This window comes from Mycoplana sp. BE70, from assembly GCF_031455855.1.
GTDB lineage: Bacteria > Pseudomonadota > Alphaproteobacteria > Rhizobiales > Rhizobiaceae > Mycoplana.
The window spans coordinates 97,946-119,459 of the sequence record NZ_JAVDTM010000009.1; the positions used below are offsets into that span (position 1 = coordinate 97,946).

17 protein-coding genes are annotated in these 21,514 nt (G+C 63.6%); 7 read left to right on the forward strand and 10 right to left on the reverse strand.

The features are described from left to right. Positions 1 to 8 precede the first annotated feature (8 nt). From J2Y48_RS17500 to J2Y48_RS17530, 7 genes are all read right to left on the reverse strand, one after another. Complete coding sequence (locus J2Y48_RS17500; protein ID WP_310420532.1) at positions 9 to 1,346, reverse strand: pyruvate dehydrogenase complex dihydrolipoamide acetyltransferase; 1,338 nt, start codon at positions 1,344 to 1,346, stop codon at positions 9 to 11. 15 nt (positions 1,347 to 1,361) lie between these two features. Next, positions 1,362 to 2,753, reverse strand: coding sequence for a pyruvate dehydrogenase complex E1 component subunit beta (locus J2Y48_RS17505; protein WP_310420534.1), 1,392 nt, complete (start codon positions 2,751 to 2,753; stop codon positions 1,362 to 1,364). A gap of 19 nt (positions 2,754 to 2,772) precedes the next feature. Next, complete coding sequence (gene pdhA, locus J2Y48_RS17510) at positions 2,773 to 3,819, reverse strand: pyruvate dehydrogenase (acetyl-transferring) E1 component subunit alpha (protein WP_310420535.1); 1,047 nt, start codon at positions 3,817 to 3,819, stop codon at positions 2,773 to 2,775. 150 nt (positions 3,820 to 3,969) lie between these two features. Continuing rightward, a complete protein-coding gene (locus J2Y48_RS17515; RefSeq protein WP_310420537.1) occupies positions 3,970 to 4,278 on the reverse strand; it encodes a septum formation initiator family protein in 309 nt (102 codons plus the stop codon). Between the two features lie 380 nt (positions 4,279 to 4,658). Continuing rightward, positions 4,659 to 5,933, reverse strand: a complete 1,275-nt coding sequence (gene eno / locus J2Y48_RS17520) for a phosphopyruvate hydratase (protein ID WP_310420539.1) — start codon at positions 5,931 to 5,933, stop codon at positions 4,659 to 4,661. Positions 5,934 to 6,150: 217 nt separating this feature from the next. Further along, positions 6,151 to 6,990: a 3-deoxy-8-phosphooctulonate synthase gene (kdsA, locus tag J2Y48_RS17525; RefSeq protein WP_310420541.1), complete on the reverse strand. Its 840-nt coding sequence runs from the start codon at positions 6,988 to 6,990 to the stop codon at positions 6,151 to 6,153. Positions 6,991 to 6,992: 2 nt separating this feature from the next. Beyond that, positions 6,993 to 7,883, reverse strand: coding sequence for a VOC family protein (locus J2Y48_RS17530; protein ID WP_310420543.1), 891 nt, complete (start codon positions 7,881 to 7,883; stop codon positions 6,993 to 6,995). Between the two features lie 347 nt (positions 7,884 to 8,230). Here J2Y48_RS17530 and J2Y48_RS17535 point away from each other — a divergent pair, with 347 nt between their 5' ends. From J2Y48_RS17535 to J2Y48_RS17565, 7 genes are all read left to right on the forward strand, one after another. Continuing rightward, complete coding sequence (locus J2Y48_RS17535; RefSeq protein WP_310420545.1) at positions 8,231 to 9,772, forward strand: hypothetical protein; 1,542 nt, start codon at positions 8,231 to 8,233, stop codon at positions 9,770 to 9,772. Between the two features lie 139 nt (positions 9,773 to 9,911). Continuing rightward, positions 9,912 to 10,652 (forward strand): metallophosphoesterase family protein, encoded by a 741-nt coding sequence (locus tag J2Y48_RS17540; protein ID WP_310420868.1) that lies wholly within the window; start codon positions 9,912 to 9,914, stop codon positions 10,650 to 10,652. A 3-nt stretch (positions 10,653 to 10,655) separates the two neighbouring features. Then, the gene (locus J2Y48_RS17545) at positions 10,656 to 12,119 is read left to right on the forward strand and encodes a bifunctional serine/threonine-protein kinase/universal stress protein (protein ID WP_310420546.1); all 1,464 of its coding nucleotides are present in this window, start codon (positions 10,656 to 10,658) and stop codon (positions 12,117 to 12,119) included. A gap of 138 nt (positions 12,120 to 12,257) precedes the next feature. After that, positions 12,258 to 12,887 carry a lysophospholipid acyltransferase family protein gene (locus tag J2Y48_RS17550; RefSeq protein ID WP_405030256.1) on the forward strand — a complete coding sequence of 210 codons (630 nt, stop codon included), beginning with the start codon at positions 12,258 to 12,260 and terminating at the stop codon, positions 12,885 to 12,887. Beyond that, positions 12,884 to 13,834: a phosphatidate cytidylyltransferase gene (locus tag J2Y48_RS17555; RefSeq protein WP_310420550.1), complete on the forward strand. Its 951-nt coding sequence runs from the start codon at positions 12,884 to 12,886 to the stop codon at positions 13,832 to 13,834. The genes J2Y48_RS17550 and J2Y48_RS17555 overlap by 4 nt, the downstream gene beginning before the upstream one ends. Before the next feature lie 85 nt (positions 13,835 to 13,919). Further along, the gene (locus J2Y48_RS17560) at positions 13,920 to 14,558 is read left to right on the forward strand and encodes a CDP-alcohol phosphatidyltransferase family protein (RefSeq protein ID WP_310420551.1); all 639 of its coding nucleotides are present in this window, start codon (positions 13,920 to 13,922) and stop codon (positions 14,556 to 14,558) included. A gap of 146 nt (positions 14,559 to 14,704) precedes the next feature. Next, complete coding sequence (locus J2Y48_RS17565; protein WP_310420553.1) at positions 14,705 to 18,310, forward strand: FecR domain-containing protein; 3,606 nt, start codon at positions 14,705 to 14,707, stop codon at positions 18,308 to 18,310. Positions 18,311 to 18,394: 84 nt separating this feature from the next. On the opposite strand, the gene J2Y48_RS17570 is transcribed toward J2Y48_RS17565, so the two are convergent. The 3 genes from J2Y48_RS17570 to tpiA form a co-directional block, all read right to left on the reverse strand. After that, on the reverse strand, positions 18,395 to 20,023 hold the full coding sequence (locus tag J2Y48_RS17570; RefSeq protein WP_310420555.1) for a CTP synthase: 1,629 nt from the start codon (positions 20,021 to 20,023) through the stop codon (positions 18,395 to 18,397). Positions 20,024 to 20,169: 146 nt separating this feature from the next. Continuing rightward, positions 20,170 to 20,613: a preprotein translocase subunit SecG gene (gene secG, locus J2Y48_RS17575; RefSeq protein ID WP_310420557.1), complete on the reverse strand. Its 444-nt coding sequence runs from the start codon at positions 20,611 to 20,613 to the stop codon at positions 20,170 to 20,172. A gap of 94 nt (positions 20,614 to 20,707) precedes the next feature. Further along, positions 20,708 to 21,478, reverse strand: a complete 771-nt coding sequence (gene tpiA, locus J2Y48_RS17580; RefSeq protein WP_310420559.1) for a triose-phosphate isomerase — start codon at positions 21,476 to 21,478, stop codon at positions 20,708 to 20,710. Positions 21,479 to 21,514 lie beyond the last annotated feature (36 nt).

Sequence of the window (21,514 nt, forward strand, 5' to 3'; positions counted from 1 at the left end):
TTCGCCTGCTAGACCAGCATCCCCATCGGGTTCTCGATGTAGCGTTTGAAGGCCTGCAGAAGTTCGGCCCCGAGCGCGCCGTCGACGCAGCGATGGTCCGTCGAGAGCGTGACCGTCATCGCCTGGACGATGACCATCTGGCCCTTCTTCACCACCACGCGCTCCTCGCCGGCGCCGACCGCGAGGATTGTCGCATGCGGCGGGTTGATGACGGCGGCGAAGTTCTTCACGCCCATCATGCCCATATTGGAGACCGAGGTGGTGCCGCCCTGGTATTCTTCCGGCTTCAGCTTGCGTTCCTTGGCGCGCTTGCCGAGGTCCTTCATTTCGTTGGAGATGGCCGACAGGCTCTTCGTTTCCGCATGGCGGATGATCGGCGTGATCAGGCCGCCCGGGATCGACACGGCGACGCCGACATCGGAATGCTTGTGCTTGACCATGGCCGAGTCCGTCCAGGAGACGTTGGCGTCCGGCACGTCCCGCAGGGCAAGCGCCATGGCCTTGATGACCATGTCGTTGACCGAGAGCTTGTAGGCCGGCTTGTCGTCCTTTTCGGGGGCGGCCGCATTGATCTGCGCGCGCAGCGCCATCAGCGCGTCGAGCTCGCAATCGACCGAAACGTAGAAGTGCGGGACGGTCTGCTTGGACTCGACGAGGCGGCGGGCAATCGTCTTGCGCATGCCGTCATGCGGCACGAGCTCGTAGGAGCCTTCCTCGAACAGCTTGAGGACGGCCTCGTCGGACGGGCCCTTGGCCAGCGCGGCAGGTGCAGCCGCGGCAGCAGCCGGTGCTGCGGCAGCCTTCTTCGCGCCACCGGAAACGGCAGCTTCGACGTCGGCCTTGACGACGCGGCCACGCGGACCGGAACCGGCGACCGCGGAAATATCAATGCCGGTTTCCTTGGCAAGGCGACGGGCGAGCGGCGAGGAGAAGGTGCGGCTGCCGTCGGCCTTGGTCGGGGCAGCAGCGGGTGCCGCGGACGCCGGTGCTGCGGCGGGTGCGCTAGTTGCAACAGGTGCCGGAGCCGCAGCCGGTGCAACTGCTTCTGCCTTCGGAGCCGGAGCGCCGCCAGCGGCAGCGCTTGCCGCCGCCTTGACGTCTTCGCCGTCGGCAGCCAGCACCGCAATCAGCGAGTTGACCTTGACCCCTTCGGTTCCGGCCGGAACGACGATCTTGGCAATCGTGCCCTCATCGACGGCTTCCACTTCCATGGTCGCCTTGTCGGTCTCGATTTCGGCAATCACGTCGCCGGACTTGATCTTGTCGCCTTCCTTGACGAGCCACTTAGAGAGGTTTCCCTCCTCCATGGTCGGCGAAAGGGCGGGCATGGTGATGTTGATCGGCATGTCTCCGCCCTCCCCTTACTTGTAGCAGACGGCTTTCACCGCCTCGATGACTTCGCCGACATTCGGAAGCGCCAGCTTCTCGAGGTTGGCCGCATAGGGCATCGGCACGTCCTTGCCGGCGATCGTCAGGATCGGCGCATCGAGATAGTCGAAAGCCTGCTGCATGACGCGAGTGGCGATCTCGGTGCCGACCGAGTTCTGCGGGAAGCCTTCCTCGACGGTGACGAGGCGACCGGTCTTCTTGACCGATTCGATGATCGTCGGCAGGTCCATCGGGCGGATGGTGCGCAGGTCGATCAGCTCGACGTCGATGCCTTCCTTCTCAAGTTCCGCCACCGCCTTCGTGGCATAGGTCATGCCGATACCAAAGGAGACGACAGTCACGTCCTTGCCCGGGCGATGGATGCGCGCCTTGCCGATCGGCAGGACAAAATCATCGAGCTTCGGCACGTCGAAGTGCTGGCCGTAGAGGATTTCGTTTTCCAGGAATATCACCGGGTTCGGGTCACGGATCGCAGCCTTCAAGAGGCCCTTGGCGTCGGCTGCCGTGTAGGGCATGACCACCTTGAGGCCCGGGATGTGGCTGTACCAGGCGGCGTAGCACTGCGAGTGCTGGGCGGCGACGCGAGCGGCCGCACCGTTCGGACCACGGAAAACGATCGGCGCGCCCATCTGGCCGCCCGACATGTAGAGTGTCTTGGCAGCCGAGTTGATCAGATGGTCGATCGCCTGCATGGCAAAGTTGAAGGTCATGAACTCGACGATCGGCTTCAGGCCGGTCATCGCCGCACCGACGCCAACACCGGCAAAGCCGTGCTCGGTGATCGGGGTATCGATGACACGGTTTTCGCCGAATTCCTGCAAGAGACCCTGCGTGATCTTGTAGGCGCCCTGGTACTCGGCCACTTCCTCGCCCATGACGAAGACGTCGCCGTCGCGGCGCATTTCTTCGGCCATGGCGTCGCGCAGAGCTTCACGCACGGTGGTCGAGACCATTTCGGTGCCGGCCGGGATGTCCGGATCGGCGGCAACCTGTGCGATCGGCTGGGCCGGAACCGAGGCTGCGGCCGGAGCCGGCTCTGCCTTGGCGGCTGGCGCTTCGGCGGCCTTGACCGGCTTCACCTCGTCCTCGCCAATGCCCTTGTCGAGCTGGTCGACGTCTTCGCCTTCGGCGGCGAGCACGGCGATCAGCGCATTGACCTTGACGTTTTCGGTGCCGGCCGGAACGACGATCTTGGCAATCGTGCCTTCGTCGACGGCTTCCACTTCCATGGTCGCCTTGTCGGTTTCAATCTCGGCGATCACGTCGCCGGCCTTGATGGCGTCGCCTTCGTTCTTGAGCCACTTGGACAGCGTGCCCTCTTCCATCGTCGGCGACAGGGCGGGCATGAGAATATCGATCGGCATGTTGGTTCCTCCGCCCGGATCAGATCAGAATGTCGGTGTAGAGCTCGGATACATCCGGCTCCGGATCGGACTGGGCGAAGTCGGCGCTGTCGGCGACGATGTCACGCACTTCCTTGTCGATCTGCTTCAGCTCGTCCTCGGTGGCCCAGCCCTTCTCCAGCAGGCGCGCCCGCACCTGTTCGATCGGGTCGTGCTCGGAGCGCATCTTCTGCACTTCGTCCTTGGAGCGGTACTTCGCCGGGTCCGACATGGAGTGGCCGCGATAGCGGTAGGTGAGCATCTCGAGGATGATCGGCCCCTTGCCCGAACGGCAATGCGCAACAGCCTCTTCGGCGGCGGCCTTTACGGCGCGGACGTCCATGCCGTCGACCTGGTAGCCGGGGATATTGAAGGAGGCGCCGCGCTGCGAGAAGTCGGTCTGCGCCGAGGCGCGCGAAACGGAGGTTCCCATCGCGTAACGGTTGTTCTCGATGATGTAGATCACCGGCAGCTTCCAGAGGGCTGCCATGTTGAAGCTCTCGTAGACCTGGCCCTGGTTGGCCGCGCCGTCACCGAAATAGGCGAGCGACACGTTGTCATTGCCGCGATACTTGTTGGCAAAGGCGAGACCGGTGCCGAGCGACACCTGGCCGCCGACGATGCCGTGGCCGCCGTAGAAATTCTTCTCCTTGGAGAACATGTGCATGGAGCCGCCCTTGCCCTTGGAAAGGCCGCCGCGGCGTCCGGTCAGTTCCGCCATCACGCCGCGCGCGCTCATGCCGCAAGCCAGCATGTGACCATGATCGCGATAACCGGTGATGACCTGGTCACCCTCCTTCAACGCCGCCTGCATGCCGACGACGACGGCTTCCTGGCCGATGTAGAGGTGACAGAAGCCGCCGATGAAGCCCATGCCGTAGAGCTGGCCGGCCTTCTCCTCGAAACGCCGGATCAGCAGCATTTCGCGATAGGCCTTGAGGTCGTCTTCCTTGGAAAAATCGGCGATGATACCGCCGTTGAAGTCTTTCTTGACAGGCTTTGCCGCACTCTTGCGGCTCGATACGGTCGCGGTTTTACGCGGAGCCATACAGTCCTCCCCGGGTTCATGCCTTTTGTACAAACCATAGGGGAAGGACGACGCGCGAGCAATGCCATAAATGCATGGCTCGCATTCCGTGCAAGCAACTGAAATAGCAGCGGTATTATCGATTAACTTGATTTCAGTTAATCGACCTTGTCAGTGGAAAATAACGATCTCGTCGCTTCGCGACATGTTGAGTGCGAAGCGCGCTTTTTCGTCCAGAATGTCCCTTTCCAGCGAGCCGTCGCTCATCAGCGCGACCTCACGCTCCAACCGCTTACGCTCCTCGACCAGCACGTCAAGCCGCGCCTGGCGGGTAATCCGGTGGCGCTCGAACTGCTCCATCGCACGCAGCCCAAAGCCACCGTGGATCGAATGATAGCTGAAATAGGAGAGGAAGGCGATCGTGATCGCCGGAACGACAAACCGGCCCAGCCGGCGTTGCTTGTGATGTTTGGTCCACATGGAGGAGCCTCGATACGCAGTACGAGCTCACTGTAACGCCGACCGGTTAACCGAGCGTTGACCATGTGGAGGGAGTGGCGTGGCCGGGTGGCTTCCGCTGGCAACGTCAATAGCCCCTCATCCGCCTGCCGGCCCGTTCTCACCGCAAGCCGGGCGAAGGACGCAAGCGGCCACGCTCCATCAGACACCGAAATGGAAGGTGAAAGAGCGACAGCTTAGAATACCGGCTCGCACCAGGCGGGCGATCAGGACATGCGGCGAGAAATGGAGTCCCGTCCGGACAGGTCTCGCCCCCTCTCCCCGCTTGCGGGGAGAGGGTTAGGGTGAGGGGCGACGGCCCAATCGCTTCGGTGTCGCGACCCCGTATGCCTATGGCTGCCTCAGCCGCGCAGGATCGAGCTGCCGGCGTACTTAGCCTGCGGGCCGAGCTGCTCCTCGATGCGGATCAGCTGGTTGTACTTGGCAGTGCGGTCGGAGCGGGCCAGCGAGCCGGTCTTGATCTGGCCGCAGTTGGTGGCGACGGCGAGGTCGGCGATCGTCGAATCCTCGGTTTCGCCGGAACGGTGCGACATGACGGCGGTGTAGCGCGCTTTGTGGGCGGTCTCGACCGCGTCGAGCGTCTCGGAGAGCGAGCCGATCTGGTTGACCTTGACGAGGATCGAGTTGCCAACGCCCATCTTGATGCCGTCGCGCAGGCGGGCGGAGTTGGTGACGAACAGGTCGTCGCCGACGAGCTGGACCTTGCCGCCGATCTTGTCGGTCAAGAGCTTCCAGCCGTCCCAATCGTCCTCTGCCATGCCGTCCTCGATCGAGAAGATCGGGTACTTGGCGCAGAGTTCGGCTAGGTAGTCGGCCATGGCGCCGGGTTCGAGCGTGCGGCCCTCGCCTTCGAGCACGTACTTGCCGTCCTTGAAGAATTCGGTCGAGGCGCAGTCGAGCGCGATATGAATGTCCTCACCCGGCTTGTAGCCGGCCTTTTCGATCGACTTCATGATGAAGTCGAGGGCGGCGGGGGCGGATTCGAGGTTCGGCGCAAAGCCGCCCTCGTCGCCGACATTGGTGTTGAAGCCGCCGGCCGAGAGCTGCTTCTTCAACGTGTGGAACACTTCCGAGCCCATGCGGACGGCGTCGCGGATCGTCTCGGCGCCGACCGGCACGATCATGAACTCCTGGAAGTCGATCGGGTTGTCGGCATGGGCGCCGCCGTTGATGATGTTCATCATCGGAACCGGCAGGACGCGGGCGTTCGGGCCGCCGACATAGCGATAGAGCGGCAGGCCGGAGGCCTCGGCCGCCGCCTTGGCGACGGCGAGCGAGACGCCGAGGATGGCGTTGGCGCCGAGGCGCGCCTTGTTTGGCGTGCCGTCGAGTTCGATCATCGTCTGGTCGATCAGGATCTGGTTTTCGGCGTCGAGGCCGCCGACCGCCTCGAAGATCTCGCCGTTGACCGCTTCCACGGCGCGCTCGACGCCCTTGCCGAGATAGCGCGCGCCGCCGTCGCGCAGTTCGACAGCCTCATGGGCGCCGGTCGATGCGCCCGAGGGAACGGCGGCACGCCCGAAGCTGCCGTCTTCAAGGTGAACGTCCACTTCGACGGTCGGGTTGCCGCGGCTGTCGAGGATCTCGCGGCCGATGATGTCGATGATTGCGGTCATGGTACTCTTCCCTGGTTAGGAGCTGGGTCAGCGATATTCCAATCGACTAAGCGTCGACTAAATTGAAAGTGCGCGTTCACGGTGCCGGACTAGCGCAGTCTTGTGGCACCGTGTTGATGAGGCGCCAAGCACGTCGCGATCTTCAGGTCGCTTGCCGTGCTTTATTTCCTCACATGTCTTTGTCCCGAAACCGCTTCCCACGTTCGGGAGACCTTCTTTAGGCCTTTGCCACGGCGTCGAACGCCAGCAATTTTTCCAGCAGCCGCGGCATATCCGTCAGCGGCACCATGTTCGGGCCGTCCGAGGGCGCGTTGTCCGGATCCTCGTGCGTCTCGATGAAGAGGCCGGCGACTCCGACGGCAACCGCCGCACGCGACAGCGTTTCCACGAATTCGCGCTGACCGCCGGAGGAACCGCCCTGCCCGCCCGGCTGCTGGACCGAATGGGTCGCGTCGAACACGACCGGTGCGCCGAACGAGGCCATGATCGGCAGTGAACGCATGTCGGAGACCAGCGTATTGTAGCCGAAGGAGGCGCCGCGCTCGCAAAGCAGGACGTTGGGGTTGCCGCTCTCGGTGAGCTTCGCCAGCACGTTCTTCATGTCCCAGGGCGCCAGGAACTGGCCCTTCTTGATATTGATGACACGGCCAGTCTTTGCGGCAGCGACGAGCAGGTCGGTCTGCCGCGAAAGGAAAGCCGGAATCTGCAGGACGTCAACAGTCGGAGCGACCAGGCCGCACTGCTCTTCCGTATGGACGTCGGTAACAACCGGGAAACCATATTCCTTCTTCAGATCGGCAAAGACTTCCATCGCCTTTTCCAGGCCGATGCCACGCTTGCCGGAGAGAGAGGTACGGTTGGCCTTGTCGTAGGAGGACTTGTAGACCAGTCCCACACCAAGCGCCCGGCACATCTCGACGAGCTTTCCGGCTATCATGAAGGCGTGGTCGCGGCTCTCCATCTGGCAGGGGCCCGCCATCACAACCAGCTTCTCGTTCTGTGAAAAGACGACCTTGCCGCGCCCTTCGCCAGCGGTGACGATTGCATTCGTTTTCATTGTCATTCTCCAAAGACGAAAAGGGCACCCTGCCCCGGAGCCGGCGCGACGAGCAGGTGACCGCCACGCTCGGTGAATTCAATGTCGTTGCGCTCAAAATGGCGACGGCAACGCGCCATGTCCGCGACGCGGAAGACCACCGCCTCACCCTTCAGGCCGCGATCGGCCCCAGCGGCCTCGATGCCGTAGAAGCCGCGCATGCCGGCGCTGTTGAGCACCGTGATCCGTCCGCGCGGCGTATCCACACTCATCCCGAACGAATGCGCTTCCACCTCGCGTTCGTCGGCGGCCAGCTGGACGAGGTACTGGAAATCCGTCGGATTCTGCTCCGAAAGCACGACTTCAGACAAGGCCACGACACCGTTCTGGTGCTGCTCCAGCGCCGCACGGTCCGACGGTAGCGCCGCGACGCGCTGCGAGGCGAAGAAGAAGAAGTCGGGAGCGCGCAGATCGGCGGCGAATGCCAGCCGGAAGCTGCCGGTCGCGCTGCGGCCGTCCGGCAACAAAATGTCGCGTGAAAACTCCAAAACCTCGCCAGCCGAATAGCCTTCCGCGGTGTAGCGGTGATCGTCGGCCCATGCGTCGCCGGTCGTCATCGCGATCGCAGAAAAGCCGTCCGCACCGCGCCGGAACCGAAAGGCCTGGTCGCGAGCGATAAAAACGTTGCCCGCCCGCGCAGCCGCCTCGCATTCTTCCCGGTTGGCAATGCCAAGCGGCTCAAGGTAGCAGCCGTCCGACAAGAAAACGCAGCAGTTTTCCGTGCCGAACGGATGGCGCGCATCTGCCGCGACGGTAAATCCGAGCCGCGTCAGCCGCTCGCGCGCAACAGACAAATCGCAAACTGGCATGACCAGATGGTCGATCGATCGGGGCGTCGTTGGTTTTGCTTTCATGACGGCATCCGGGCTTCCATTTGGCGCGTGCTTTGCCCTTTTTGACGCGTCTTGGCAAGGGCAGGCCACCGTGGGAGCCACTTGCGCAACTTACGCAGCGTCAGGTGGAAATGCGTCGAGGCAACGCAAAAAAGTTGTTAATTACTCTTAACTCGCGACGCGGACCGCCGCCACCATTTTGACAAGATTGCCCGGAGCGTCTTACCTGCCGGTCCAGGTCAATGACGTCGCCGCCCTAACTGAAGATGCTGAAATACTGAAATATTTAAGCAATTTGAAGCCGCTGGGAAGTGTAGTCGCAGGCTGCAGAAATTTTGACTTTTGGACCCGGGGCGCAAGGGATGGTCATGAGTTTTTTTCGTCGCAGTGAAGACAATGGCAGGGTGGCGGCAAAGTTTGACGCGCAACGCCCGACGGTGAGCGCGCGTGCTACCTCAGCCCAACCCGTCGAAACCAGTGTTCCGGCCGCGTCAGCAGAAATCGTCGACTATGAAGCCTTCGGCCTGGCGCTGGAGGAGAACAAGCAATCCTCCGAGGAGCTGGTAGCCAGCCTCTCCTTCGTGCAGGACCGTGTGACAACCTTGCTCACAGCCCATTCCCGCTCTTTGAACGAGACCGGAACGCTGCGTATCGAATGCGCGCGGCTCGGTTCGCTGCTGGAATACGAGGGCACCACGCGCCGCAAGCTCGATCAGGACAATGGCCGACTTGCCGTCGAGAACAAGGAAGTCCGGTCCGACAATGCTCAGCTTCGGGTCGAGATCGACGCAGTCCGCCAGGAACATGTCAAGCTGCAAGCCCTGCATGGCGTGACCTGCGAAGAGCTGTCGATCATCGAAACGCGGCTGGCGGATGCCGAACGCGAAATGTCCGACCGAAGCGGGCAGTTCGACGAGGCGACCGCAATGGTTAAGCGGACGCAGCAGGAACTCGAATTGCGCGGCCGCGAACTGGCGACCTTGCGAGAAAAGCTCGACATCGAGAGCACCGCCCATCAGTTGCTGGCCGAGACGTCGCGACGGGAAAGCGCCGCACAGTCGCGCGAAATGACCCGCCTGAACGAGGAAAAGAACCAGCTCAAGAACACGCTGTCACAGCAGGAGGTCCTATTGCGGAGCCTGCAGGCCAGCGCGGCCGGACTCCGTCAGGAGATTGCGGTTCTGGAGGAGAAAAACCGCCACCTCGAGGAGGAACTGGAGGGACTGCAGAACTCGACTGCGCTGCAGATCGCGCACATGAACACGCGGCAGGAAGCCCTCGGCTCGAAAGCGGAACTGGCGGAGAAGCTGCTCGCAACGGCGAACGGTCGCAACCGCATGACGGACGAAGAGCTTCGCTCGGCCCGCGCCGAACTGAAGCGGCTGAAGTCGGACCTGCATTCGACCACCTCGCGCACCGAGCGGCTGTCGGAGGAGTTGTCGCGCGCACGGGCAACGGGCGCGGAAAGCGAGAACGCCCGTCGCAATCTCGCCGCGCAGAACAGCGAACTGGCCTTGAAACTGCGAGAACTGGAAGGCCTGCGCAACCAGCGGGAGCGCGACTGGGAAGGATCTCGTCGCGATTTTGAAACGCGATCCGAAATGGACCGGCACGAAATCGGGCAACTGCGGACGAGCCTGGAGATCGCAAAAGCGGAAATCCGCCAGCTCCGCACCGAAAGAGCGATCTTGAACGGCCAGCTTGAAGCCGCCCGTGGCGAACGGCCGGGTTCCACCTCGCTGCGGCAGGACGACGAACTGGAGCAATCGCTCCAGGCGGCCCGGGCTGCCCAGCCAGTCATCGACATCTCTGAAAAATCTCTGCGCGGCCGCGCCAATCCGGCCAGCGCGGAAGGAATCGGTGACAAACTGCAGACGATGGATGTCAGCGAGTTGCCGCCGGCCGAATGAGCCGGATTGCCGGCGGGGGACATGACGTGCTCCGCCGGCAACTATGACCGACCTCCGAGCATCATTCGTTCGGCGAATAGTCGTGCTCGACAAGAATCGCTATGGTTGCGTCCTGCCGCATTTGCCCGATGGTCGCACCATGCTGATTGCCATTCTTTCAGACATTCATGCCAACCGCGAGGCCTTTGAATCGGTGCTGGCCGCAACCAAGGTCGCGGGCGCTTCGGAGGTCGTTATCCTCGGCGATCTCGTCGGCTATGGGGCCGATCCCGTATGGTGCACCGAGCGCGCCATGGCGCTGGCGGAAAGCGGTGCGATCGTATTGCGCGGTAACCATGACGAGGCCGTATCGGACACCGCGACCAGGATGAACCCTACCGCCGCGCTGGCGATGGAGTGGACGCGCCGGCAACTTGGCGAGGAAGCACGCGCATTTCTTGCCGCCCTGCCGATGGAGGCGCGGGAGGGAGGCCGCTACTATGTTCATTCTGATGCAACGGCCCCGGATCGATGGAACTACGTCCTGAACAGCGCGGATGCCCATGCACACCTCATAACTTGCCTGGAGCGTGTCAGTTTCTGCGGTCACGTGCACGTCCCGGCGCTTTACTGCACCGGCCCGACGAACAAGACGACGCCGTTCGAGCCGCGCGACGCCACGCCCATCCCGCTCCTGCCGCAGCGCAAGTGGCTGGCGGTTGTCGGATCCGTGGGGCAACCCCGCGACGGCAATCCCGCAGCCGCCTTCTGCCTTCTCGATACTGAGACCAACGAGCTTCGTTTCATGCGCGCACCCTATGATGTCGAACTGGCCGCGGAGAAGATCCGTGCAGCCGGGCTGCCGCGCTCGCTCGCAGATCGCCTTCTGGAAGGGCGTTGACGGATGCCCAACGGTCGCATCCACACCGGTGATGTCGTCGATGGTTTCACGATCGGCGAACTTGCCCACACGGGCGGCATGGCCCGCCTGTGGAGCGTGTCGCGCCCGGACATCGATTTTCCGCTCCTGATGAAGATCCCGATGCTCGGTGAAGGTGACGATCCGGCGGCGATCGTCAGCTTCGAGATGGAGCAGTTGATCCTGCCGCGGCTCTCGGGGCCGCACGTGCCGCGTTTTGTGGGCAGCGGCGACTTTTCCTCATTGCCCCATATCGTCATGGAACGGGTCCCCGGCGCCTCCCTCGCCACGCTCTCGGACCGCCTGCCGCTGCCGCCCGACGAAGTCGCCCGACACGGCGCGAACGTCGCGATTGCGCTCGATGCGCTGCATCGCCAACACGTCGTCCATCTCGACATCAAGCCCGCCAACGTGTTGATGCGCGAAACCGGAGAAGCGGTGCTGATCGACTATGGCCTCGCCCGCCACAATCTGCTGCCGGACCTGATGCAGGAGGAATTTCGCCTGCCCTACGGGACCGCGCCATACATGGCGCCCGAGCAGGTTCTCGGCCGGCGACACGATTACCGCAGCGACATTTTCGCCCTCGGGTCGATGTTGTATTTTTTCGCGACCGGCGAGCATCCCTTCGGCGACCCGCAGCGCCTTGGCGGTCTCAAGCGACGGCTCTGGCGCGATCCGTGGCCGCCTCGTGCCCGAAACGGCGCCATCCCGCATGTTCTGCAAGAGGTCATTTTGCGCTGCCTCGAGGTCAATCCGGCCTGGCGGCACCTCACCGCGGCCGAACTTGCCGCCGACCTGCAGGACCTGTCGCGGGTCAAATTGACGGCACGCGCCTCGAGGATGAAAAGGGATCCCTATCTCGAGGTGATCCGCCGTCGTTTCAATCCCGTTCCGATCGAGACTTTGAACCAACAACCGGATACCGCGCAGAAGGGGGACCCGCGCATGGTTCTCGTCGCCCTCGACCTTGGCGCGGCAGCGTCTGCCACGGCCGGCCCGCTGCGACGCGCCGTCACTTCCATCGTCGACGGCATGCCGGGCGCCCGCATCGCCTGCGTCAACGTTCTGCGCATCAATCGGGTCGCAATCGATACGTCCCTCGACGACGAGGGGCGCAACAAGCGCGTCCTACGGCTTGCGGAATTGAATGCTTGGGCCGCGCCACTGAAGGCGCGCGGCGGGCCGATAACATTCCACGTTCTGGAGGCCGTGTCGCCAGCCGATGCGATCCTGGAATTTGCCCGGCAGAACCGCGTCGACCAAATCGTCATGGGCGCCCGGGGTGAATCGCGGATGCGCTCCATGCTCGGCAGTGTCTCGGGCGCGGTCGCAGCCCACGCACCTTGCACGGTCACGGTTGTGCGGCAGCGTTTCGAGACAGATGGTCAAGCACCTGCAGACAAAGTGCCGATCCCCGGATCGGCGCCGCCCGTCACGACGGAATAATCCACGAATTCCAAACGTAAATGACAGGAACCGGGCATCACCGGTCAGAACAACAAGCAACAGCTGGCAGATCTCCACGTGGCTACAACCTTCCAATCCTCCGACGTCACGCCCAGCTCAGCGCGCCTCCGTTCGCTTGTGGCCCGCCCGGTCGCGATCCTTGTTCTGCTCTTTGCCCGAGCGATTACGGCCGTTCGCGCCGTCTGGTCGGACGAGGGGCCACCGTCACGGCAATGCATCTACTTCGCCAACCACAGCAGCCATGGCGATTTCATTCTGATCTGGACGGTCCTGCCGCCCAGGCTGCGCCGGCAGACGCGCCCGGTCGCCGGCGCGGACTACTGGCTCAAATCGAGGCTCAATCGCTTCATCGGGTGCGACGTGTTCAACGCCGTGCTGATCGAGCGCAACCGGGAAGCCCGCAGCGAAGAACCCGTCAGCCGCATGGCGCAGACGCTCGACGAGGGCGCCTCGCTCATCCTCTTTCCGGAAGGCACGCGCAACCAGACGGACGATCCGCTCCTGCCCTTCAAGAGCGGCCTCTTCCACCTCGCCTCCACCCACCCCGAAATCGATCTGGTCCCGGTGTGGATCAGCAATCTCAACCGCGTCATGCCTAAGGGTGAGTTCGTGCCGATCCCGCTCATCTGCACCGTGACGTTCGGCCAGCCGATGCGGGTTCGCCCCAACGAGGCGAAGGACGCCTTCCTCGCACGCGCCCGCGCCGCCCTCCTGGCACTCTCACCACATTCGGACGCGATTGCATGAGCCAGGCCCGTTCGGATCTTCTCGCCCTCGTCCTCGGCATCGGCATCTTCCTGATTGTCGCCTCCGTCATCGGACAGGTGCTGCAGCGGCGCCTGTCGCCGGACCGTTCCAATGCCGCGATCGAGAATTTGAACGCGCGCATCAACGCCTGGTGGGTAATGGCGGCCCTGCTGGGCGTCGCCTTCCTCGCGGGTCGCGCTGGCGTCATCGTCCTCTTTGCCTTCTGCTCCTTCGCCGCCCTGAGGGAATTCGTGACCCTGACAAGCACCCGGCGGGCCGACCATTGGGCGCTCGCCGCCGCCTTCTTCGTCGTCCTGCCGGTGCAGTACTACCTTGTGGCAACGGATTGGTACGGTCTCTATGCGATCTTCATTCCGGTCTATGCCTTTCTGCTGATGCCGATCATTGCCGTGCTGAGGGGCGACACGGAACGGTTCCTCGATCGCATCGCCGAAGTGCAGTGGGCGCTGATGATCTGCGTCTTCTGTGTGTCGCATGTTCCCGCCCTGCTGACGCTGCAGATCCCGGGCTACGAAGGCCGCAATGTCCTCTTGATCGCCTTCCTGGTGATCGTCGTGCAAATGAGCGATGTGCTGCAATACGTCTGGGGCAAGCTTTTCGGCCGGCACAGGATCGCGCCTAAGCTGTCGCCGTCGAAGACGGTCGAAGGCTTTGTCGGCGGCGTGGCGAGCGCTACGCTGATCGGTGCTGCGCTATGGTGGATCACGCCATTTACGCCCTTGCAGGCGGGGCTGATGGCGCTCGTCATCACGCTGATGGGCTTCTTCGGAGGGCTCGTCATGTCGGCGATCAAACGGGATCGCGGCGTGAAGGACTGGGGTCACATCGTCGAGGGGCACGGCGGGCTGATTGACCGGCTGGACTCGGTCGTGTTCTCGGCGCCGATCTTCTTCCACATCGTACGCTATTGGTGGTCACTGACATGAGCCGCCTCCGGCGCCTGTCTGACAGCAGCATGACGCGCCTGAGCCGCCTGTAACTATTCGCTTTATCGCCGGAGTACCCTACGCCATGACCGACAGCGGAGACCGCCGCCCCCTTGCCAGCCGCGACACCCATTGGGCGCAGTCCATTGCCCGTTGGCTCGCCAAGCGATCGATCACGCCGAACCAGATTTCTCAGGCGAGCATGGTCGCCGCTGCCTTGGCGGGCCTCAGTTTCTGGATCGGCGGTTTGAGCGAGGGTGTCAACCACACCGTCCTCCTCCTTGCCGCGGCCCTCTTCTGCCAGTTGCGGCTGCTGTGCAATCTCTTCGACGGCATGGTTGCCGTCGAGGGCGGCAAGGGCGAGGCGGATGGCCCGTTCTGGAACGAGTTTCCCGATCGCGTGGCGGACACCCTGATCCTGGTTGGCGCGGGCTACGGCGCGAGCACGCCGGCGCTCGGCTGGGCGGCCGCGGCGCTCGCCATCCTGACGGCTTACGTTCGCGAACTCGGGCGCGCGACAGGGGCTGCCGCCGACTTTTCCGGCCCGATGGCAAAGCAGCACCGGATGGCCGTCATGACCGCTGCCGCGGTGATCTCGGCACTTGCGGCTACGTGGGACGATCGCTTGCCCGTTGTGGAGATAGCGCTCTGGATCGTCGCTGTCGGTGCTGCCGTCACAGCCTTGCGACGCGGGCGCAATCTCATAAGCCATCTCAAGGGCTAACGACGTCGAATCGAGCAGGCGTGTTTCCGCGGTAACACCCGGCGGCTCGCCGATGGATTGATATAGCCGACATGTACCAGCGCACGTTGACAAGCAAATCATTGCATTCGCATATCGTCACCATTGAGGGGTTATCGGGAAATTTCATGCGCAGGCTGACAGCAGGCATTGCCGCCTTGGCGGTCCTGGGCGGTGTTGCGCCGGCCTTCGCGGATCCCTATCCGCGCATCTCGGCTGCGGATGGTTCGGTGATTTCCCGCCGCTCCGGCGAAGAAGTGCGTTTCAACGATGTGCCGGATTGGCGCGGGGTCGAGGTCAACCAGGACCTGCTCGCCGGCGATACACTGCGCACCAACGCCTATGGCAGCCTGGCCATTCTCTTCTCCGACAGCACGCAGATGCGCATGGGGCGCAACACCACACTGATCGTGAAAAAGATCGACGGCCAGTCGAACAGCGAGGTCGAGTTGTCCTCCGGCGTGATCTGGGCGCGCGCCAAGCGCGGCGGCAGCGGCCTCATCGTCGAGACCCCCGCCGCCGCCGCCGCCATCCGCGGCACGGACTGGACGCTGCGCGTGGATGGCAACCAGACGACGCTGACCGTTCTGGAGGGAACGGTGGAACTCGCCAACGCACAAGGCTCGGTGACCGTGAACCAGGGCGAAGGTGCCATTGCCGCGATCGGACAGGCGCCCCGCAAATATACCCTCGTCAACCTGGAGGAACGCGAGCAGGTCCTGCTCTATGGCGAACTGCGCGGCGCCTTCGCCAAATTGCCGGCAAGCGGGATGGACGGCCCTAGCACGCGCGCCGAACGCGCCCGCATCCTTGCCGTTCCCGAAGCCGAGCGCACGCAGGCCGACTGGCTGGCGCTCGCCGAGGCCGCACTGTCCCTCGATGGCCGCGCCGCCGCCAGAACGGCACTGTCGCATCTCAAGCGGCCGCTGCCCGCCGTGCTGGAAGCGCGGGCAAAACTCGTCGAGGCGATGATTGCCGGACAGGAATTGCGCTATCCCGAGGCGGCGTGCCTGTTTGCCGAGGCCCTGCCCGGCCTGCCGGCCGATCGCAAGGCATCGGCGACCTACGGCCGCTGGTTCGCGGCAACGCTCGCCGATCCCGACAGCAAGGCAAGTCCGCCGCCCGAGAACGCCTTTGCCTCGGACCCGGCGGCCGTGATCGCGCGCGCGACCGCCCTTGCCCATGTCGGCGGGACAGCGGCTGCGATCGATCTTTTGCGGGAGGCAGAAAAGCGGTTTCCAAATGACGCGCGGCTGCCCGCGATGCGCGCCGGGCTTGCCTATGAACTCGATCGCCGGGATGAGGTGCGCGAGGCGCTCGAGCGCGCCCGCGGGCTCGATCCCGACGACCCGACCCTGCTCCTGATCAGCGCGCGGTCCCGCGCGACCGTTTCGAGCGATCTCGACGGCGCGCTCGCCGATCTCCGCCGCGCGGCCGAAGTTGCACCCGGCGCCGACGCGATCTGGAACGAGCTCGGGATCGTCTACCAGGACCGCAATGCCCCGATCGAGGCAAACGCGGCGTACCGGGAAGCGATCGCGCTCAATCCCGAGAATGCGGTGCTCTACGCCAACTATGCCCGTTTCCTGATGGACAACGACCAGGTGCAGGCGGCCAAGCAGCAGATCGACATCGCCGAGAAGCTGGATCCGACGTCCTACGCGGTTCTGGCTGCAAAGGGGCGCTATCTGCTGCGGATGGGCAGGACCGCCGAGGGCGAGCAGGTGCTGCTGCAGGCTTCCGCCGTCAATCCGACCTATGGCGACGCGCTGATCGGCCAGGCGATCGCCTCCTATCAGCTCGGCTCCGAGGTCGAGGCCGCCCAGGCGCTCGACAATGCCGACCGCTTCGACCCGGAGAACCCGTCGATCCCGCTGATCCGCTCCGGCATTGCGCTGGACCAGTATCGCGCCGACGAAGCCATCATTGAGGCGCGCAAAGCGCTGCGGCGGCGCATGGCCCGCGGCGGCTACTACGCCGGCTACGATCCCAACCGCCAGACCTCCTCGTTCCTGGGGATCACCCTGGAAAACATCGGCCTGGACGACTGGGGACGCTACTACGCCGACCGCGGCGCCGATCCCTTCATGGCCTCGACCTATTTCGACGAAGCCGCGAGCGGCCGCCTGAGCCCCTTTGTCCGCGAACCGTTGAATGGTGTGGAGCATGTGCAGTTGGGCGCCACAGACCGATCCGCCGAGATCCAAGGCCTGCTGCTCGATCCACTGGCGGTCGCATCCGAGCAGAAGCGCAACTCGCTCGAACGGCGCAGCTTCTTTGAGACCGCGCTTGGCGCCGGGCTGCTCTCGGACAGCGGCAACACGGGTTGGAACGGCAACATCCTCGTCCAGGGGACCAGCTATACCGGCTTTCCGGTCAGCTACTTCCTGCAGGCGGACATCTCGCGTCCAGAATACGAACGCGAGCATGACCGCTTCGATTTCGAGGGGGGCACCTTTCAGATCGGCCTCCGTCCGACTCTGGCGGACGGCATCGTGCTGTTCGGCGACACTGTGAATGCCGATCGGGACTTCCCTGGACAGATTTCGTTCCCGACCCCGTTCGATGAAGAAACAAACCAGGTCAGAACCATCGGCGGCGCGTGGAGCCATACCATATCCGACCACAACATCCTGCAGGCCCTTGCCGTGGCGGCGAAAACGGAAACCGAAACACAGGTCGATCTGGAAGATGATTGGGGCCCCTTTCGGGTCAACCAGGAAGACGACAGCGACAGCTTTACGCTCGGTCTGAGCCACCTTGTGGGCCTGGGTCCGGTGACACTTCGCTACGGTGCGGAGGCGATTGCCAACCGCAGTGAGTTTACCAGCGTCAACTACGACCTGATCCGCGACTTTTTCTTCAACCCAATCAGCGAATCAGACGACTCCTGGGCCGGCCGGACCTATGCCGACGCGATCTGGGACGTATCCGGCAATCTCCAACTCCAAGGCGGCGTCTACGTCAATTTCGACGGCGGCCGCGACACGGCCTGGGGACCGGTCGACCCACGCCTCGGTGTCGCCTGGTCGCCGGTTGAGGACCACTGGCTGCGCGCCTACTTCCGCCAGGACACGCAGCTGGGCAGCAACTACACGCTGTCCCCGATCTCCACCGTCGGATTGACGCCTCTCGAACTGCCGCTTTTCCTCGGCGGGCAAAGCCAGACTGCCGCCGTGCGCTGGGATGCGGAATGGAACGAGCGCTTTTTTACAGCGGTCGAATACCAGCACCAGCGGTTCGACGGCCTCAATCTGCAAGTCCCGGACCTGCTCGGCAGCTTCGATACGTGGAGCGGGAACCTCGATCGCATCCGTCTGAGCGCCAATTACTGGGTCGGCGACGGACTTGGGCTCTTCGGCTCCTTCAGCTGGAACGAGAGCCAAGACACGACGCCGTTCATCGGCCAGGACGAAGACATTCCGCTGGTCCCCGATTACATCGGCCGCATCGGCCTGACCTATGTCAGCTCGTGGCGCATCCAGACGACGATCGCCCAGACGTTCGTCGGTTCGCGCGTCGGCGCCCAGGGCCTCGACAGGAGCGGTGAGCGGATCATTGTCGACCTCGACCCGTACACGACGACCGATGCCTCGATTTCCTGGAAGTCGCCGAGCGGCCAATTGGAACTCGGCTTCCTTGCGCAGAATATCTTCGACACGGACATCGAGATGGCGCTCGATATTCCTGCGCAGGGTCGAACCTTTCTGGCGACGATGCGCGCACGGTTCTGAGGCCGGCCGCTGCGAAGGCAATCCGGAAATGAAAAGGCCCGGTGTTTCGACCGGGCCCTTTATTCATGATTTGGCAATCGAGCGTCAGACGAGCCGCGACTGTTCCAGCGCCGCCTCGATGAAGCTTGCGAACAGCGGGTGCGGGTCGAGCGGCCGGCTCTTCAGTTCCGGATGATACTGGACGCCGATGAACCACGGATGGTCGGGGTACTCGATCGTTTCCGGCAGAACGCCGTCCGGCGACATGCCCGAGAAGACCAGACCGCAGCTCTCGAGCCGATCCTTGTAGTCGACGTTCACCTCGTAACGGTGGCGGTGGCGCTCGGATATTTCGGTAGAGCCATAGATGTCGGCAATCTTGGTGCCCGCCTTCAGCGACGCACGGTAGGCGCCGAGCCGCATCGTGCCGCCGAGATTGCCGGAAGCGGTACGCTTCTGCAACTCGTTGCCCTTCACCCACTCGGTCATCAACCCGACGACGGGCTCCTCGGTCTTGCCGAATTCCGTGGACGACGCCTTCTTGATGCCGGCCAGGTTGCGGGCCGCCTCGACCACCGCCATCTGCATACCGAAGCAGATGCCGAAATAGGGAACCTTGCGCTCGCGCGCGAACTTGACCGCCTGGATCTTGCCTTCCGAACCGCGCTCGCCGAAGCCGCCCGGAACGAGGATGCCATGCACTTTCTCAAGATACGGCGCCGGGTCTTCCTTCTCGAACACCTCGGACTCGATCCAGTCGAGCTTGACCTTCACGTGGTTGGCGATGCCGCCGTGGTACAGCGCCTCGATCAGCGACTTGTAGGCGTCCTTGAGCCCCGTGTATTTGCCGACGATCGCGATCGTCACTTCGCCTTCCGGCGTCTTGATGCGATCGGAAACGTTCTGCCAGGGTTCGAGACGGGGCTTCGGCGCCGGCTCGATGCCGAACGCGGCCAGCACCTCGTCGTCGAGGCCTTCCTTGTGATAGGCGAGCGGCACGTCGTAGATCGAGGAGACGTCCAGCGCCTGGATGACTGCAGAGGCACGCACGTTGCAGAACAGCGAGAGCTTCCTGCGCTCGGCCTCCGGGATCTCGCGATCGGCGCGGACCAGCAGAATGTCGGGGTGGATGCCGAGTGCCTGCAGTTCCTTGACCGAGTGCTGCGTCGGCTTGGTCTTGAGTTCGCCGGCAGCCGGAATGTAGGGCATCAGTGTCAGGTGGACGTAGACCGCGGTACCGCGCGGCAAGTCGTTGCCGAGCTGGCGGATCGCCTCCATGAACGGCATGGCCTCGATGTCGCCGACCGTCCCGCCGATCTCGCAGATGACGAAATCGTAGTCCTCGTTGCCATCGGTGACGAAGTCCTTGATCTCGTTCGTGACGTGCGGGATCACCTGAACGGTGGCGCCGAGATAGTCGCCGCGCCGTTCCTTGTCGATGATGTTCTTGTAGATACGACCGGTGGTGATGTTGTCGGTCTTGGTGGCCGAGCGGCCGGTAAAGCGTTCGTAGTGGCCGAGGTCCAGATCCGTCTCCGCGCCATCGTCGGTGACGAAAACCTCGCCGTGCTGCGTCGGGCTCATCGTGCCCGGGTCGACGTTGAGGTAGGGGTCCAGCTTGCGAAGCCTCACCCGGTAGCCACGGGCCTGAAGCAACGCTCCGAGAGCGGCGGCCGCAATTCCTTTTCCGAGGGAAGAAACCACGCCGCCTGTGATGAATACATATCGCGCCATGGGAGTCACCGGATACCTTTTCACTAATGATTCCGCCACCGAAAAATCACCTTAGGGAAATTTTTCGTGGGGAACGCCTGGTTTTCGCACAAGAAGACGGCCGGCGGGCGAAGGCGCCGGCCGGCCGGATCACATCGTTCGCTCTGTTACTGACCGGTTGGAACGTCGGTCGACTGGCTCGGAGCTGCAGGCGCCTGGCTGCCGCCCGTGGCCGGAGCGGTAGCCGCGCCGCTATCGGTCGGAACGGCGTTGTTGTTTGCCGGAGTAGCGGGAGCGGCCGGAGCCGGGGTTTCACCACCGAGCGAGTCCAGAACGCCCGCGCCGTTGCCAGACGTGCCTGGGATCCGGTCAAGGATGTCCGTCGGCTTCGACTCGTAGCGGGAGAGAATGCCCATGGCGAGCGCCAGCACGAAGAACAGCGTGGCAAGGATCGCCGTCGTGCGGGTCAGGGCGTTCGCGGCGCCACGGGCCGACATGAAGCCGGAGCCGCCGCCGATGCCGAGACCGCCGCCCTCGGACCGCTGGATCAGCACGATGCCGATCAGAGCCACGACGACCATGAGATAAATGACAAGCAAAACGGTCTGCATTTTGATATCCCGCCCGAAGGCACAAGAAAGGAGAATGCGGCTCAATATACCAAGCCGCCGGTCATTCCAAGCCCTTGCCCGGCAAAAGCCGGCGTCAGGCCGTCAACGCGTCGTATGCGCGGTAGATGGCGAGAAAGTCTTCCGCTTTCAAGCTCGCCCCACCGATCAGGGCACCGTCGACATTGGCAATGCCCATCAATTCCTTAGCATTGCCCGGCTTGACGGAGCCGCCATAGAGAAGCCGCATCGTCGCGCCCTCCCCGCCGAACCGTGCCTTCAGTTCGTCGCGCATGAAGGCATGGGCCTCGGCAACGTCTGTAGCCGTCGGCGTCAGGCCCGTACCGATGGCCCAGACCGGCTCATAGGCAATCACCGTATTCTCCGCCGTTGCGCCATCCGGCACGGAGCCGGCAAGCTGAGCCTTCAGCACGTCGAGCGTCTTGCCCTCCTTGCGCTCGTCGCCCGTCTCGCCGATGCAGATGATCGCAACCAGTTCGGCCTCGTGGGCCCGTTCGGCCTTCACGCGCACCAAGGCGTCTGTCTCGGCATGGCCGGTGCGGCGTTCCGAGTGTCCGACGATGACGTGTGTTCCAAAGCAATCGGCGATCATTTCGGCGGAAACGTCGCCGGTATGGGCGCCGGAGACCTTATGATGGCAGTCCTGCGCGCCGATCATCAACGGGCTGTCGTCGCAGAGCGCGGTCGCGACATAGAGCAGCGTCGCCGGCGGGCAGATCAGCGTCTCCACTTTGTCCGACAGCGGCCCCTTCACCCCTTCTGCCATCGCCTTGATCTGGTCGAGCGAGGCCCGAGTGCCATTCATCTTCCAGTTTCCGGCTACAAGCGGGGTCACGTCCGGGGTCATGCTGCCTCCAAGGGTATCGATCGTTTCGAGCGACCT